Origin of the sequence: Allobranchiibius sp. CTAmp26 (assembly GCF_017565405.1) — a bacterium.
In the GTDB taxonomy this organism is placed as follows: domain Bacteria; phylum Actinomycetota; class Actinomycetes; order Actinomycetales; family Dermatophilaceae; genus Allobranchiibius.
In genome coordinates, this window is record NZ_JAGEKR010000021.1 from 48,448 (window position 1) to 61,088 (window position 12,641).

Consider the following 12,641-nt stretch of genomic DNA (forward strand, 5'->3'; position numbering starts at 1 on the left):
GGTCTCACTGCAGTGCGCGCCGCCTGCGGTCGGCGTACACCGCTCCGCCACCCAGCAGCGCCAAACCCACGGCGCCTGCGCTCCAGCCCAGCCTCAGGTCGGTGCTGCCGTTGGTGGCGGCCTGCCCGCCCGAGCCGGCCTGCACAGAGCCTGGGCCACCACCGGAAATGGCCGCGAGGTCGGCCTGCGCCATGCTCAGATGCATCTGCGCGACCGGGAGGTAAGCGCGCGCGTAGCTCACGACCGACGTGCTGGAGCCGGTGCTGATCTCGGTGTTGGTCCCAGCGATCGACATCTTGTGTCCAGCGACCTGGTCACGCAGGTAGAGCTGGTCGAACGAGGACCCGGTCAACCCCTTCAGCTGGGCGGCTTGAGCCTGCTGCATGGCGTTCGGCGCGGTCGGTAAGGTCAGACCGAGCTTGCCGGCCACCGCCATCAGCTTGGCCTTGGCGGCCATATGGTCCGACACCGTCTTCTGCGCGAGGGTGTGCACGGCGGCCGACGACGAGTGGGTCATCACCAGTTGGCTAATGGCGATCTCGGCCAGGTTGACCTGCTCGTTGGCCGCGACGAAGGTCTTGTCGGCCGTACTCGGGGACGTTGCCGCGAAGGCGGTCGCGGGAATGCAGGTCGCCGCGATAGCGAGTGAGGCCCCAGTAAGTGTGATGTAGCGGGTGCGATGCGTCGACATGATCAGACTCCTATGTGAGAGGGGAAAAATTCAGACGTCGAGCAGGCCGCGCAGCCCACGCTGCTGTTCGCCCTGCTCGGCGCCGAGGACGACCAGGACGCCAGTGAGGGCCGGGGTGACCCACTGCACGACAGCCAGCTGCTTCTGCGCGGACGCCAGCTCCTTGGGCGCGTCGCCAGACGGTTCGGTGGCACCTGCGCCGCCGTGGCCGGCGTGCTTGCCGATCTTGGAGCCGAGATAACCGGAATACCCGGTCGCGCCCATCGCCGCGACGGTCAGCACAGTCTTGGCAATCGTGTTGGCCCGCGAGCCGGAGTCGTTGGCCACCCGCTTGCTGTTGCCGAGTATCAGTCCGAGACCGCCGACGGTGTGGATACCGGCGGCGGCGATCTGCACGGGGGTCCACCGCGCCCAACCCAGCGTCGAGAGACGAAGTCGTTCGGAGGGGTCCTTGGCCTTCGCGGTCGCACCGTTGAGGCCCACCGCCCCCATCAGGGACCCTCCGAACCAGGTGGCCAGAGAAAGGTCGTGTGCTGCTCGAGAAAGCAGATTGGTTCCATCAGACACGGTTTTCACATTTCTGTCGTCGAGTGGTGCAGACCTCGAAGGTGGTCCTGCGAAGCGCTGCTGCCTGTCTGGTACCCGCCCCTCGCCGGTCCCACACCGCCCGCACGCAAGTTAATGTGCAGCAGGCCTAAGTAGTGATGCCCGCGGCACGCTAAGTCGGCAGGGCGGCAGCGACGCAGGCCAGCTGACGACGCGACCCTGATGTGGTCAGAGCACCAACCAATGAAGGCCTTGTAGCTGCCACCGACGACGTGGAGCGTTGCTGGAGGAGCTTCAATTCAGCGTGGGTAAAAGACCCTGCCGGGAAGCATCAGCGCTGAACCGGCCCGTTCTGCAGCCCTACTTCCGCGACTGGGGGCCGCGTCGCTGGCCTGTCGGCTGCTTCGTCAATACCCCTGGGTTCAGGATGCTCCTCCGATGCTGAAGGGGCTCGCTTGTTAAGAGGTCGCTGTTGGGGTTTGTCCTGCATGATGTCGGCGCACCTTCAAGGTGCGCCGACATCGTGGATCCTGCCCGTCGGGAACCGCCCAGCGGCAATGCACCAAACTCGCCTAAGTTCAGCCGCCCGCAGCGTCGGCGTCATCGGAGGTGTCACCGGCACCATCGCGAGCATCCGTGGCTGTGGTTTCGCCTTCTTGGCTGCCGCCACTGGCAACATCGTTGCTCGACCCACCCGAACCGTCTTCAGTGTGGGATCCAGGCCCACCATCCTGCTGGTCGACCTGCGGCTGGTGGTCGTCTCCGCTGGGGGCTTCTTCGTTGGTCATCCATTGAAGCTATGCCTACCTTCGCACCGCCGCAACGCCGCTCGGACTCCAAACCAGGAGTTGCGTGTCGGGCACCGACGGTTACCTACCGGTGTGGACCGGCTCGCGCAGCGAAAACATGCCGATACGTGCTGCGCCGCCGACAGACGAAGCGGTCAGGGCAAGCGTCGGTTGATCTCAACACAATGTGACCAGGGCCGTTGGGATGATCTATCTACGTCTTGGCCTGGAGTTGGGCGTACCCCCCCCGGGTCCCAGTCGTCGGCGCAGCTCTTCTGAGCTCATGAATGCAGACGCGCAGCGGTTAGCCTCGGGTGATGAGCGATCCCGATCTGCGGCCCGGCGTCCTCTTCGACGTGGACGGCACCCTGCTCGACACGAACTACCTGCACGTCTTCACGTGGTGGAAGGCGTTGCAAGAGGCCGGGTACGACGACGTCTCCATGACCCAGATCCACGGGGCCGTCGGCATCGGCAGCGCCCAGCTCGTCAGCCACCTCACCGGCGAGGAGAACAAGGAGGTCGTCGAGCGGCACTCGCAGCTGTACGCGCCGTACCAGGACCAGGTGCGGGCCTTTCCCCACGCGGCCGACCTGCTCGCGGGGTGTCGTGACGCCGGCCTGACCGTCGTCCTCGCGACCAGCGGCGCGAAGTCGGACTTGGACTGGATGCTGCCGGTCATCGGCACCCACAACGTCCTGCAGGGAGCCATCACCTCTGGTGATGTCGAAGCCTCCAAACCCGCACCGGATCTGCTGACCAAGGCCTTGGATGAACACCGGCTGGACCCCGCGCGTACGGCCGTCGTCGGCGACACGGTGTGGGACGTCGAGGCCGCCGAGCGCGCCGGACTGCCCTGTGTGGCACTGTTGTCCGGCGGCATCGCCGAGGAACACCTGCGCAGCGCCGGTGCTGTCGAGATCTACCAGGATCCTGCCGACCTGCTCGCCCGGCTGCAGTCCTCGCTGCTCGCAGAGCTCGCATGAGCTTCGCCGGCCCGGACGGGCTGCTGAAGTCGATCACCGCGACCTTGCTGGCAACAGCGCTCCAGGAGGAAATGACCGACCACCTCGGGCGCCCAAGCATCACGCCGTCGAGGGCGGGGCGAGCAACATCCGTAACGTGGTGACTTGAAAGCGCGCCGACACCCAACTACCGGTCCTCGCCCCTAAAGGTGCAGCGACCGCGGGCCCACATCGCCCAAGAGCGTGTACATCTGAGTACCCCAGATGCACAGTTGGGCCGGTGCCCGATTCGTGGGCATCTAGGGTCCGTTTCGTTCTAGATGCCCACTTCTGTCCTGAGGTCTGGACATGGCGGGACAGGTTGGGCCAACGATCAGCCCGACTAGGAACGCCGCCCTGCGCAGGCGTGCGCAGAGGAACGCGCCACGCGTCTGGTCAGGTGAGTCCGTGGTGGGTGGACCGGGTGGGTTGATCGTGGTCGTGCTCGTACCGGTCGTGGGTGCTCGAGCCTGCTTGACCTTCGCGGAGCTGGGCAATGTGTTCGCGGACCTTGCGCATTCCCTCGGCGTTGACCTGCCGCTGCTGGGTGATTGAGGTGTCGTCGTGGTCCGTCTCGGGCGCCGCTGGGTCGGCTACGGCATCGGCGGCCGCAGGAACGCTGGCATCTGAGGATGTCCGGTGCAGTTGGACCTCCAGGTCGGCAACGCGCTCTCGAGCAGCGACCAGTTCGGCAGCCTGCGGGAACGGGGCGCCGAGCCCGTCACGTGCCGCGGCCAGCTCGGCGCGGGTCTGTTCCAGTTCGGCCCCGGTGCTGGCCAGGACTCGGTCGAGCTGGGCGGGCAGGTTCTCCACCCGTGTCGTCAGTCCGTGCCCGGTGCCGGTGTGGATTTCGCCGGCGTCGACGTCGGCGCGCACCTGCGGCAGATCGTGCAATCTCAGACTGACCAGGTTGCCGGCGCCCAGACGCCCGTACTGCACGACCGCGTCGACCTGGTGGCCGCCGACCTGTACGAGGTCGTCCAGGCGGATCTCTGGTCGGGTGTACCGGTCGAGTCGTCCCAGCACAGGGCCCACCTGCCCGCGCAAACAGGTGACAGTTTGTAGTCACACGGCGAGGTTTGCCCGTACCGAGGTGGTCTGAAGGGTACTTCGGGAAAATGTCTTTGAAGTGCGCCTGAAACAAGAGGGGGACTGCCGTTCAGTTCCCGTTCGTTTGGGGTAGCCGCTTGATCGGTACAGGGTTGCACCCTGTTCAGATCGAAGAGGCGGTCGCCGCCACATGCGGTCTTCGAGCACCGCGACGACATGGCCCGAACAGGAATTTGTTTATCAACGGCTTCGCTCTCTGCCGTTGAGTTTATCTGCGGCCGGCGTGACGCTTGGGATGGTCAGCGGTATAAGCGGTCCAGTGCTGCGGCAGTTACGCGTCGCCGAAGTGGCCCGGTGCGTTGGTTACGGGCGAGGGCAGCGCGTGCGGCATTGGCGCCCGGTGCTCCGTGTACGCCGCCACCGGGGTGAGCGGATGAACCGGCGAGGTAGAGCCGGTCGATGACCGTCGCGGCACCGCCCAATCCCGGCACCGGCCGGAACACCAGTTGCTGGTGCAGTTGCGCCGTCCCACCGTTGATGGCCCCTGACACCAGGTTGGGATTCTCATCCTGTAGCACCGGGGGTGATTGCACGTATCGTCCGATGATGCTGCGGCCGAAACCGGGGGCCACGCGCTCCACGGCCTGTTCGACGCGATCAACCTGCTCGGCCACTACATCCGGATCGTCACCCGCTCCGGGTGGCAGATGGGTGTAGCCCCAAGCGGATTCGGTGCCGGCAGGTGAGCGGCTGGCGTCACTGGTCGTCATCTGTCCCAACAACACGAACGGTTGAGAGGGGGCGCGACGTCGAGACAGTTCTGAGGCGTACGTCGATAACCCGTCCAGGTCGACCCCCAGGTGCACCGTGCCGGATCCGGCAGCTGCCGGGTTGGCCCAGGGCACGGGACCCGATAGCGCCCAATCGACCTTCAACGTAGGGGTGTCCCATTGAAAGTTGTCCAGGTCATCCATGAGCCGCGGGGGAAGGGGCGTGTCGGCCAGCAGATCCCGATAGAGCAGGGGTGCACCGATGTCGGCGAGTACGGCTCGCCGGGCGTTGATGTGTTCCCCTCCGCGCAGTCGGACGCCCGTCGCGACGCCGCCGCTGGTCACGATGTCCCGCACCGGGCAGTCCGTGCGCACCTGACCACCGCGCGCCCGGAGCCGGTCGGCGAGGGCCTGCGTCAAGCGCCCCGCACCACCGACCGGGACGGGGAATCCGTAACTTTGGCCCACCATCGTCAGCAACCATCCGTAGAGGGCGCTGCCGGCGCTGTCGGGGTTGAGGTCGGCGTGCAGTGCGTTACCGGCGAGCAGCATTCCGGCGCCGGCGCCGTGAAACCTCTCATCGGCCAACCGCCGCACTGTGAGGGCCGCGAGGCGCGCCAACCGCACAGTGCCACCCAACCGGAGCGCACGAACGATGTTGACTGCCGGTGCTATTGGCGGGAACGGCGTGAACAGTGCACTGAGTAGAGGCTCGCGAACCGTCTCCCACTCTGCGACCAGCTTCATCCAGGCGTCGCCGTCGCGGGAGTCGAAGCCGCCCACGGATGACGCTGTCGTGTTCAGGTCACGTGACAACGTGGCGCAGCGGCCATCGGGAAAGATGTGGGACAGGACTGCGGGAGCGTGCGACCAGGTCAGTCCGTGCTCATCCAGGTTCAGCGCAGTCAGCACCGGTGAGGCTGCGGCCAGCGGGTAGAACGCGCTGAACAGGTCCGACACGTACCCCTCGTGCACCACCTCCGCCGAGCGCACTGCGCCTCCCACGTGCGGGGTCGCCTCGCACACCACAACGTCCCACCCTGCGTCGGCAAGGATGTTCGCGGCGACCAGACCGTTGTGCCCTGCGCCCACCACGATGGCGTCTGGGCCGCTGCCGCGCTGACCTCTAGACGCTCCCAGAAGGCTCATCCGCCCACGCTACGCTGAAATGGCTTTGCTCGAACCGGGCCACCGCGTGGTCCGTGACACGGCCAGGCCGACCGGAAGGACACGACGATGACGGTCACTCACACGATCCAGGCAACGCCCGATGAGGTGTTCGCGGTACTCGGCGACGGGTGGCTCTACAGCAACTGGGTAGTGGGCACCTCGCACATGCGCGCCGTGCAGAGCACTTGGCCACAGGTCGGGTCGAAACTGTTCCATGCCAGTGGTGTCTGGCCCGTGGTCACCCGTGATGAGACCGTAGTTCTGGAGAGCCAGCCACCGACGCTGCTGGTCCTGCAAGCCAAGGGCGGCCCGTTAGGTCAGGCCCGCATCGAGTTGCGCCTGCACCCGCAGGGCGCCGCGTGCGAGGTTGACATGGACGAGACGCCCGTCCAGGGACCGGGCCGGTGGATGCACAACCCCCTTACAGCAGCTGCCATCCATCGCCGCAACATCGAAGCACTGAACCGGCTCGCGACCCTCGTGGAACGCCGCACCACACCCCCACCGCAGCACTAGCGACCCCACCGGGAAAACCGCCGGCAATGTCGGTGTGTTCCGCTCTCCAGCGGCAACGTCAAGGGAGCAAACGCGCTGGGTGTGCGATGCATCGGGTGACGTATGGACCGTTTCGGTGCGTGCTGGAACTGCGGCATAACGGATGGCTGCTGGGCTGTCACCACGGTGACCTCCAAGGCGGAGCTTGCCGTAAGCGTTGTGCAACGCCGGTTCGCGGGGTTGCCGGTCAAGGTGTTCGGCGGTCGTCGCCCATTCCAGGGGTATACGGTGTAGGCAAAGGCCTATACGGTGTACGCGCTGAGTGGCGTGTGTGGTCCGATTCGTCACTTTCGGCCAGTCCTCGCTGCGGGCCGTCGCAGAAAGAGCACCCCTCATGAAGTTGTACGCCGACCACCGCACGCGGCGGCTGCGCCAGAGTGTGTTCGATGCGCTGGGCGCGGATCGGGTTGGGTGTGTATCACCGCACCCTTGTGGCGAAGGGCGGCGCTGACGATCTCGCCGGCGGGGTGCGGTTGCGAGGGCAGATGAGCAACGCAGCCCACGCGGTCGACGGGCTGCCCCTGATCGGCAACAAACTCCAGGCGCCGTTTACCCAAGCACAAGACGCTGGCGCTTCTATGGACCACGCCGGCCAGCACCTGGGCGCCGCCGTGACCACACTGGCCCAGGTGATGGGTTCCGTGACCGCCTGTCTTCCCATCGGCCTGGGTCTGCTGGCGTGGGCGGTCGTACGACTGCCCTACGTGCGGCGTGCGGGACGAGCTCGCGCCCTGTCTGACACTGCTGCCGGCATGGATGTGCTGGCCCTCGCCGCGCTCACCACCGCCGGCCCACGTGAGTTGGGCAGGATCGGGCCGGAACCTGCCAACGGGTGGCGAGAACGTGACCCGTTGGTCATTGCCGCGTTGGCAACACTGCAACTGGACCGTCTGGGAATTTGTTGCGCGACACCACCTCAGCCCGTGCCTCCTACCGGCCGGTGATCTCACGAGGCAGCCACCAAACCTGTCGACGGCCCATACACAGCCCAGCCGCTACCCGGGCTGTCACGCTGGGCTTGTTGTTGCGCTCACCGTGCGAACAGCGCATGGACGGTGCGGCCCGGCACGCTGGAGCTTGGCCCGAGCACCTCAAGTGCTGCGGTCGAGCTGATCTTCGATCCGGTTCAATAGCACCTCGAGCCCGGCGCCGAATTCCTCCTCGAACCTGTCTTCGGTCAGACCCTCTCGGAGTCGGAAGATGACCGGGAAGTGCTCTGGGTTGACACCGACTAGGTCGGTGGCCGTGTCGGCGGCGGCGATCTGCTCGCGTTTCTTTGTGGTGCGGGTGGGGCTGACCGAGCCGGGGATGGGATCAGTGGGGTCGACGGGGTCGTGGGATCCGGTGTCATCTCCGGTCTGGAAGGACCCATCGCCTGGTAAGGGGTCATCGATGACCATGGCGCTGGTCTCCAGCAGCAGGTAGCCGAGCAGAAAACTGTTGAAGGACCGGTAGGTGAACAGCACCTGATCATCGCTGAACCCATCCTTGGACAGGTTGTCCAGCATGGTCTCGATCCACCGTAGGGACCGCAGCGGGGGATTGACCCACGGAGCCTCTGGTGGCCGGGTGGCGACCAGGGGAAACGCGTGTGGATGGGCGCGGGCGTACCGGCGCACCCCCCAGGCCAGGCTACTGAGGTAGAAGCGCCACCCGCCCCCACCGATACCGGACTGGATGTCCTTGGCATGGTCGAGTTCGTTGACGATGTGCTCGACAACCTCATCGAAGAGGTCTTCTCGGTTTTCAACGTACCGGTAGAGGGTCATGACCTGCACGTTTAGTCGCCGGGCGACGGTGCGCATCGAGGCGGCCGCGATGCCGTGCTCGTCGATCAGCGCCAACGCCTCGGACACGATCTGTTCGGTAGAGAGTTTGCGTCGGGCAGTGCCAGTCGGCCGGGTATCCGCCTTCTTCATGACCTCACCTGCCCTTCGCCCACATTCGTTGAGTGGTGCCACCCAGCGCAGCTATTGGGTCTCGTGGGGGCACTCTACGGGCGCCGCACCTTCGCAGGACGACCAGATCGGTGACGGATCGTCAGGACTAGCTTTCGTATACACCGTACGCACTTTCCTATACGGTGTGCATGAGCTCGAAGTGGGTATCCGACAGTGGGCGACTGAACCAATGCTCGTCCAGGCGGCCCAGGAACACACCACACGACAACTAGGTGCGCAGCACCGCGGAGGTACTGATGAGCCATTCAGACAGCGATCCCTTCCCGCGAAGGGCTGACCGTCGCTCCACGGGTGGGTCGCAGCAGTCGACCGCCGGGCAGGCCAAGGACGCCGCAGCCGACGTGGCTGGGCATGGTCAGCAGGCCGCGGCTGACGTTGCTCGCACCGGGCAGCAGGCGGCCGGGCAGGTCGCCGGGGAGGCCAAGGACCGTGCCAGCGACCTGTTGGGCAAAACCAAGATCCAGGTCAACGAACAGGTCGAGGTGCAGCGCACGTCGGCGGTGCAGACCCTGCGGGACCTGGGGGAGCAGCTGGCGGCAATGACCGACCACGTCGAGCAGCAGGGCACCGCCATCGACGCGGCCACCACGGCCCGAGACCGGGTACGAGGTGCCGCGGACTGGCTGGACCAGCGCGACGGCGCGCAGGTGCTGCACGAGGTGCGCCAGTTCGGACGGCAACGCCCCGGTACGTTCCTGGGACTCGCCGCACTGGCCGGTGTGGTGGCTGGACGCCTGACCCGTGGCGTCGTCGCCGAGCACACCGACACCGAGCACGCCGACACCGGTGCTGGTTCCGAGCGCCCGACAGGCCACGACGCCGGGCGAGACTCTGCGTGGAGTACCCGTTCGGTGACGCAGGGGTGGCCCGGGCATGAGTGATCTGCGCGAGGAAGTTCAGGGCTTACGCGAGGAGGTCACCGGCCTGGGTGGACAGCTGCCTCCCTCGGGGGAGGAGAAGGCCGCGGTTCGAGACTTCGTCGCTGATGCCACGCGTGACGTCAAGACGCTGATGCGGCAGGAGGTCGAGCTGGCCAAGGCCGAGATCGGCGCCGAGGTCGGCAAGGTTGGCAAGGGCGCCGGAATGGTCGGCGGGGCCGGTTTCGCAGCCGTGATGGCGGTCATCTTCGCCTCCACAGCGGCCTGGTGGGGCCTGGGGCACCTGATCGGCACGGCGTGGGCCGCGCTGGTCGTGGCCCTGGTATGGGCGCTCATCGCTGCCGTCCTGTTCCTGGTAGGCCGCGGCGTACTGCGGTCAATCAGCCTTACCCCGAAGCGGACCATCGATTCCGTCAAACGCATTCCGAGCACCTTCACGGCTCGAGGAGGAGACCGCCATGAGTGACCCCGACCAGCTCGCCGCCAACACCCGTCAGACGCAGGACGCATTAGCTGGTGACGTGAGCCGGTTGACCGACCGGGTCAACCCGCAGCGGTTCGTCGGCACCCGCCGCGAGAAGGTCTCCCAGGGTCTCGGAGCGATTAAAGACCGGGTGATGGGCGTGGGAACCAGCGCCGCCCAGGCCGCCAAGGAGGGCGCCGCCTGGGCGGCCGGGTCCGCCCAGGACGCGACCAGCAACGCGGCCGGGTCGGCCCCCGACGTGGTCCGTGGCCAGGCGCAGGGCAATCCGGTCGCGGCCGGTCTGATCGCGTTCGGCGCCGGGTGGTTGCTCTCGTCGCTGCTGCCTGCCTCTGAGGCCGAGCAGAAGGCGGCGGCACGGGTAGAGGAGCAGGCCGGCGGTGTCACCGAATCGGTCAAGCAGTCCGCGCAAGAAGTTGCCGGCAACCTCAAGGAACCGGCGAAGGAGGCCGCCCGGTCGGTGCAGGGCACTGCCCAGGAGGCGGCGAACCGGACCACCGAACACGCCAAGCGGGCTACCGCCGACGTGCGCGATCACGCCCAGGACGCCACCAGCGACGTGACCGACGACGCCACCACCGGTACTGATGGGTCAGGCACCATCGGCGGGCACTATGCCGGCTGAGGCGGTGTCCCAGCCAGGACGATCCGAGGACGGGCGGCGACACTTCGACGCCGGCTATGGACGGGCCGGTGACCGGGACGACGCGGAAGGGCCGGACCGACCGACGGACGTGCCGAAATCTGGCTGGTTCGCGGTCCTGCGGCGGTCGGTCAAGCAGTTCAAGCACGACAACGTCACCGACTTCGCCGCAGCCCTGACGTACTTCGGGATCCTGGCGATCTTCCCCGCTGCCCTGGCTCTGGTCTCGGTGCTGGGGTTGCTGGGCAAGCATCAGACCGACTCGCTGTTGGCCAATATTTCCTCGATCGCGCCCGGCGGGGTCACTGATGTCCTGAGGTCGATCATCACCCAGGTGCAGGGCAAGGCCGGCGCGGCCGGTGTCGCCCTGATCGTCAGCCTGGCCCTGGCTCTGTGGTCCGCCTCGGGGTACGTCGCGGCGTTCATGCGCGCCTCCAACGCCATCTACAACGTCGATGAGGGGCGTCCGGTCTGGAAGACCGCGCCGGTGCGTCTGCTGGTGACCTTGGCGCTAGTGGTGATGTTGGCCGCCAGTGCCGTGATGGTCATCGCGACCGGACCCGTGGCCTCGCAGTTGGGCAACGCTTTCGGGATCGGGCACACGGCGGTGCTGATCTGGGAAATTGCCAAATGGCCGGTGTTGATCATCGTGGTCAGCTTGATGTTCTCGTTGTTGTACAAGGCCTGCCCCAACGTCAAACAGCCCGGTCTGCGCTGGATCAGCCTGGGCGGCGTCATTGCCGTCGTGGCCTGGATCGTCGCCTCGGCGTTGTTCGCGGTGTACGTGTCGTTCTCCGGGTCCTATAACAAGACGTACGGGTCGTTCGCCACCGTGATCGTGTTCCTGGTCTGGTTGTGGATCAGCAACATCGCGGTGCTGTTGGGGGCGGAGTTCAACGCCGAGACCCAGCGCGAACGAGCCATCCGGTCGGGCTTGCCTGAGGACGTTGAGCCCTTCGCCGAGCTGCGTGACACCCGCAAGCTCGATGACCCGCAACGGCGCGAGGCCGAGGAGGCAGCCCGCATCCGCGACCAGAAGAACATCGACTAGCACCACTCGCGGCGGGCCTCCTTGCCAGCCACCCACTACCAGCCGGTCCAGTACACCCTCGGGGGGCGTGCTGACACCCCTAGGAAAGGACGTCATTCCCGCACCAAGTACCACACCGGTGCGCCGGTTGTATCACCTACACCATCCCTCTGTTTGCGAAGGAAGCTCATGATCTCCACAGAACAGATTCAGACCCTCATCGGCGGCAACGCCATTGACAACGAGGGCGCCAAGATCGGCTCGGTCGGTCAGATCTACCTGGATGACCAGAGTGGTCAGCCCGAGTGGGTCACCGTCAAGACCGGGTTGTTCGGCACCTCGGAGACGTTCATCCCGTTGCGTGACGCCCAGGTCGAGGGCGAGGACCTGAAGCTGCCCTACAGCAAGAGCAAGGTCAAGGACGCCCCGCGCATGGACGACGCCGAACAGCACCTGGATGTGGAACAGGAGCAGAAGCTGTACGAGTACTACGGCCTGGACTACAACGCTCCGGTCACCACCGGTCGCGACAACGGGGGCCGTGACGCCGGGGGCCGTGACTTCGGGCGGGACCACCACGAGGGCCTTCAGCGCGACGACGACCGTCGTGACCGGACCGGCGAGGCCGGCATCGTCGGGCAGGACACCTCCGGACCGACCACCGACGAGGCGATGACCCGCTCGGAGGAGCGGCTGAACGTGGGCACCGAGCAGGTCGAGACCGGTCGGGCGCGGTTGCGCAAGTACGTGGTGACCGAGAACGTCACCACGACCGTGCCGGTCAGCCACGAAGAGGTCCGGGTGGTGCGCGAGCCCATCACTGAGGAGAACCGCGGTGACGCGCTCTCTGGTGGGGACCTGACCGAGGAGGAGCACGAGGTCACCCTGCACGCGGAGCAGCCGGTGGTGAACAAGGAGACGGTGCCGGTGGAGCGGGTCAAGCTCGACACCGAGACCGTCACCGGCGAGCAGGAAGTCACCGAGCAGGTCCGCAAGGAGCAGATCGAGACCGACGCCGCCGACGGCGACACCGGACTTGAGGGCCGAGGCAACAACAACCGTTAAGAAACCCGC

Annotated in this window: 14 protein-coding genes; 8 read left to right on the top strand and 6 right to left on the bottom strand. The window is 66.4% G+C overall.

Translation table 11 applies throughout. The annotated features are described in order from the left end of the window. Positions 1-4: 4 nt before the first annotated feature. From J4030_RS15285 to J4030_RS15295, 3 genes are all read right to left on the bottom strand, one after another. Positions 5-691 carry a DUF4142 domain-containing protein gene (locus J4030_RS15285; RefSeq protein ID WP_208050095.1) on the bottom strand — a complete coding sequence of 229 codons (687 nt, stop codon included), beginning with the start codon at positions 689-691 and terminating at the stop codon, positions 5-7. Positions 692-721: 30 nt separating this feature from the next. Continuing rightward, a complete protein-coding gene (locus tag J4030_RS15290) occupies positions 722-1,258 on the bottom strand; it encodes a hypothetical protein (RefSeq protein WP_208050096.1) in 537 nt (178 codons plus the stop codon). Positions 1,259-1,815: 557 nt separating this feature from the next. After that, positions 1,816-2,025: a hypothetical protein gene (locus J4030_RS15295; RefSeq protein ID WP_208050097.1), complete on the bottom strand. Its 210-nt coding sequence runs from the start codon at positions 2,023-2,025 to the stop codon at positions 1,816-1,818. Between the two features lie 317 nt (positions 2,026-2,342). Here J4030_RS15295 and J4030_RS15300 point away from each other — a divergent pair, with 317 nt between their 5' ends. Beyond that, positions 2,343-3,011, top strand: coding sequence for an HAD family hydrolase (locus J4030_RS15300; RefSeq protein WP_208050098.1), 669 nt, complete (start codon positions 2,343-2,345; stop codon positions 3,009-3,011). A gap of 414 nt (positions 3,012-3,425) precedes the next feature. Here J4030_RS15300 and J4030_RS15305 read toward each other — a convergent pair whose 3' ends face one another. Continuing rightward, positions 3,426-4,055 carry a hypothetical protein gene (locus tag J4030_RS15305; protein ID WP_208050099.1) on the bottom strand — a complete coding sequence of 210 codons (630 nt, stop codon included), beginning with the start codon at positions 4,053-4,055 and terminating at the stop codon, positions 3,426-3,428. A 323-nt stretch (positions 4,056-4,378) separates the two neighbouring features. Further along, positions 4,379-5,998: an NAD(P)/FAD-dependent oxidoreductase gene (locus tag J4030_RS15310; protein WP_243763441.1), complete on the bottom strand. Its 1,620-nt coding sequence runs from the start codon at positions 5,996-5,998 to the stop codon at positions 4,379-4,381. Positions 5,999-6,085: 87 nt separating this feature from the next. On the opposite strand from J4030_RS15310, the gene J4030_RS15315 reads away from it, so the two are divergent. Both J4030_RS15315 and J4030_RS15320 read left to right on the top strand, forming a co-directional pair. Then, on the top strand, positions 6,086-6,535 hold the full coding sequence (locus J4030_RS15315) for an SRPBCC family protein (RefSeq protein WP_208050100.1): 450 nt from the start codon (positions 6,086-6,088) through the stop codon (positions 6,533-6,535). Positions 6,536-7,059: 524 nt separating this feature from the next. Further along, the gene (locus J4030_RS15320; protein WP_208050101.1) at positions 7,060-7,518 is read left to right on the top strand and encodes a hypothetical protein; all 459 of its coding nucleotides are present in this window, start codon (positions 7,060-7,062) and stop codon (positions 7,516-7,518) included. 147 nt (positions 7,519-7,665) lie between these two features. Here J4030_RS15320 and J4030_RS15325 read toward each other — a convergent pair whose 3' ends face one another. Next, positions 7,666-8,535, bottom strand: a complete 870-nt coding sequence (locus tag J4030_RS15325; protein ID WP_208050102.1) for a TetR/AcrR family transcriptional regulator — start codon at positions 8,533-8,535, stop codon at positions 7,666-7,668. Between the two features lie 236 nt (positions 8,536-8,771). On the opposite strand from J4030_RS15325, the gene J4030_RS15330 reads away from it, so the two are divergent. The 5 genes from J4030_RS15330 (at position 8,772) to J4030_RS15350 (ending at position 12,632) form a co-directional block, all read left to right on the top strand. Beyond that, positions 8,772-9,416 (top strand): hypothetical protein, encoded by a 645-nt coding sequence (locus J4030_RS15330; protein ID WP_208050103.1) that lies wholly within the window; start codon positions 8,772-8,774, stop codon positions 9,414-9,416. Then, complete coding sequence (locus J4030_RS15335) at positions 9,409-9,879, top strand: phage holin family protein (protein WP_208050104.1); 471 nt, start codon at positions 9,409-9,411, stop codon at positions 9,877-9,879. Before J4030_RS15330 ends, J4030_RS15335 begins: the two co-directional genes overlap by 8 nt. Beyond that, positions 9,872-10,519, top strand: a complete 648-nt coding sequence (locus J4030_RS15340; protein WP_208050105.1) for a DUF3618 domain-containing protein — start codon at positions 9,872-9,874, stop codon at positions 10,517-10,519. The genes J4030_RS15335 and J4030_RS15340 overlap by 8 nt, the downstream gene beginning before the upstream one ends. 4 nt (positions 10,520-10,523) lie before the next feature. Continuing rightward, positions 10,524-11,588: a YihY/virulence factor BrkB family protein gene (locus tag J4030_RS15345; RefSeq protein ID WP_307864726.1), complete on the top strand. Its 1,065-nt coding sequence runs from the start codon at positions 10,524-10,526 to the stop codon at positions 11,586-11,588. Between the two features lie 168 nt (positions 11,589-11,756). Further along, entirely contained in the window at positions 11,757-12,632 is an 876-nt protein-coding gene (locus J4030_RS15350; protein WP_208050107.1) for a DUF2382 domain-containing protein, read from the top strand. Positions 12,633-12,641: the final 9 nt, after the last annotated feature.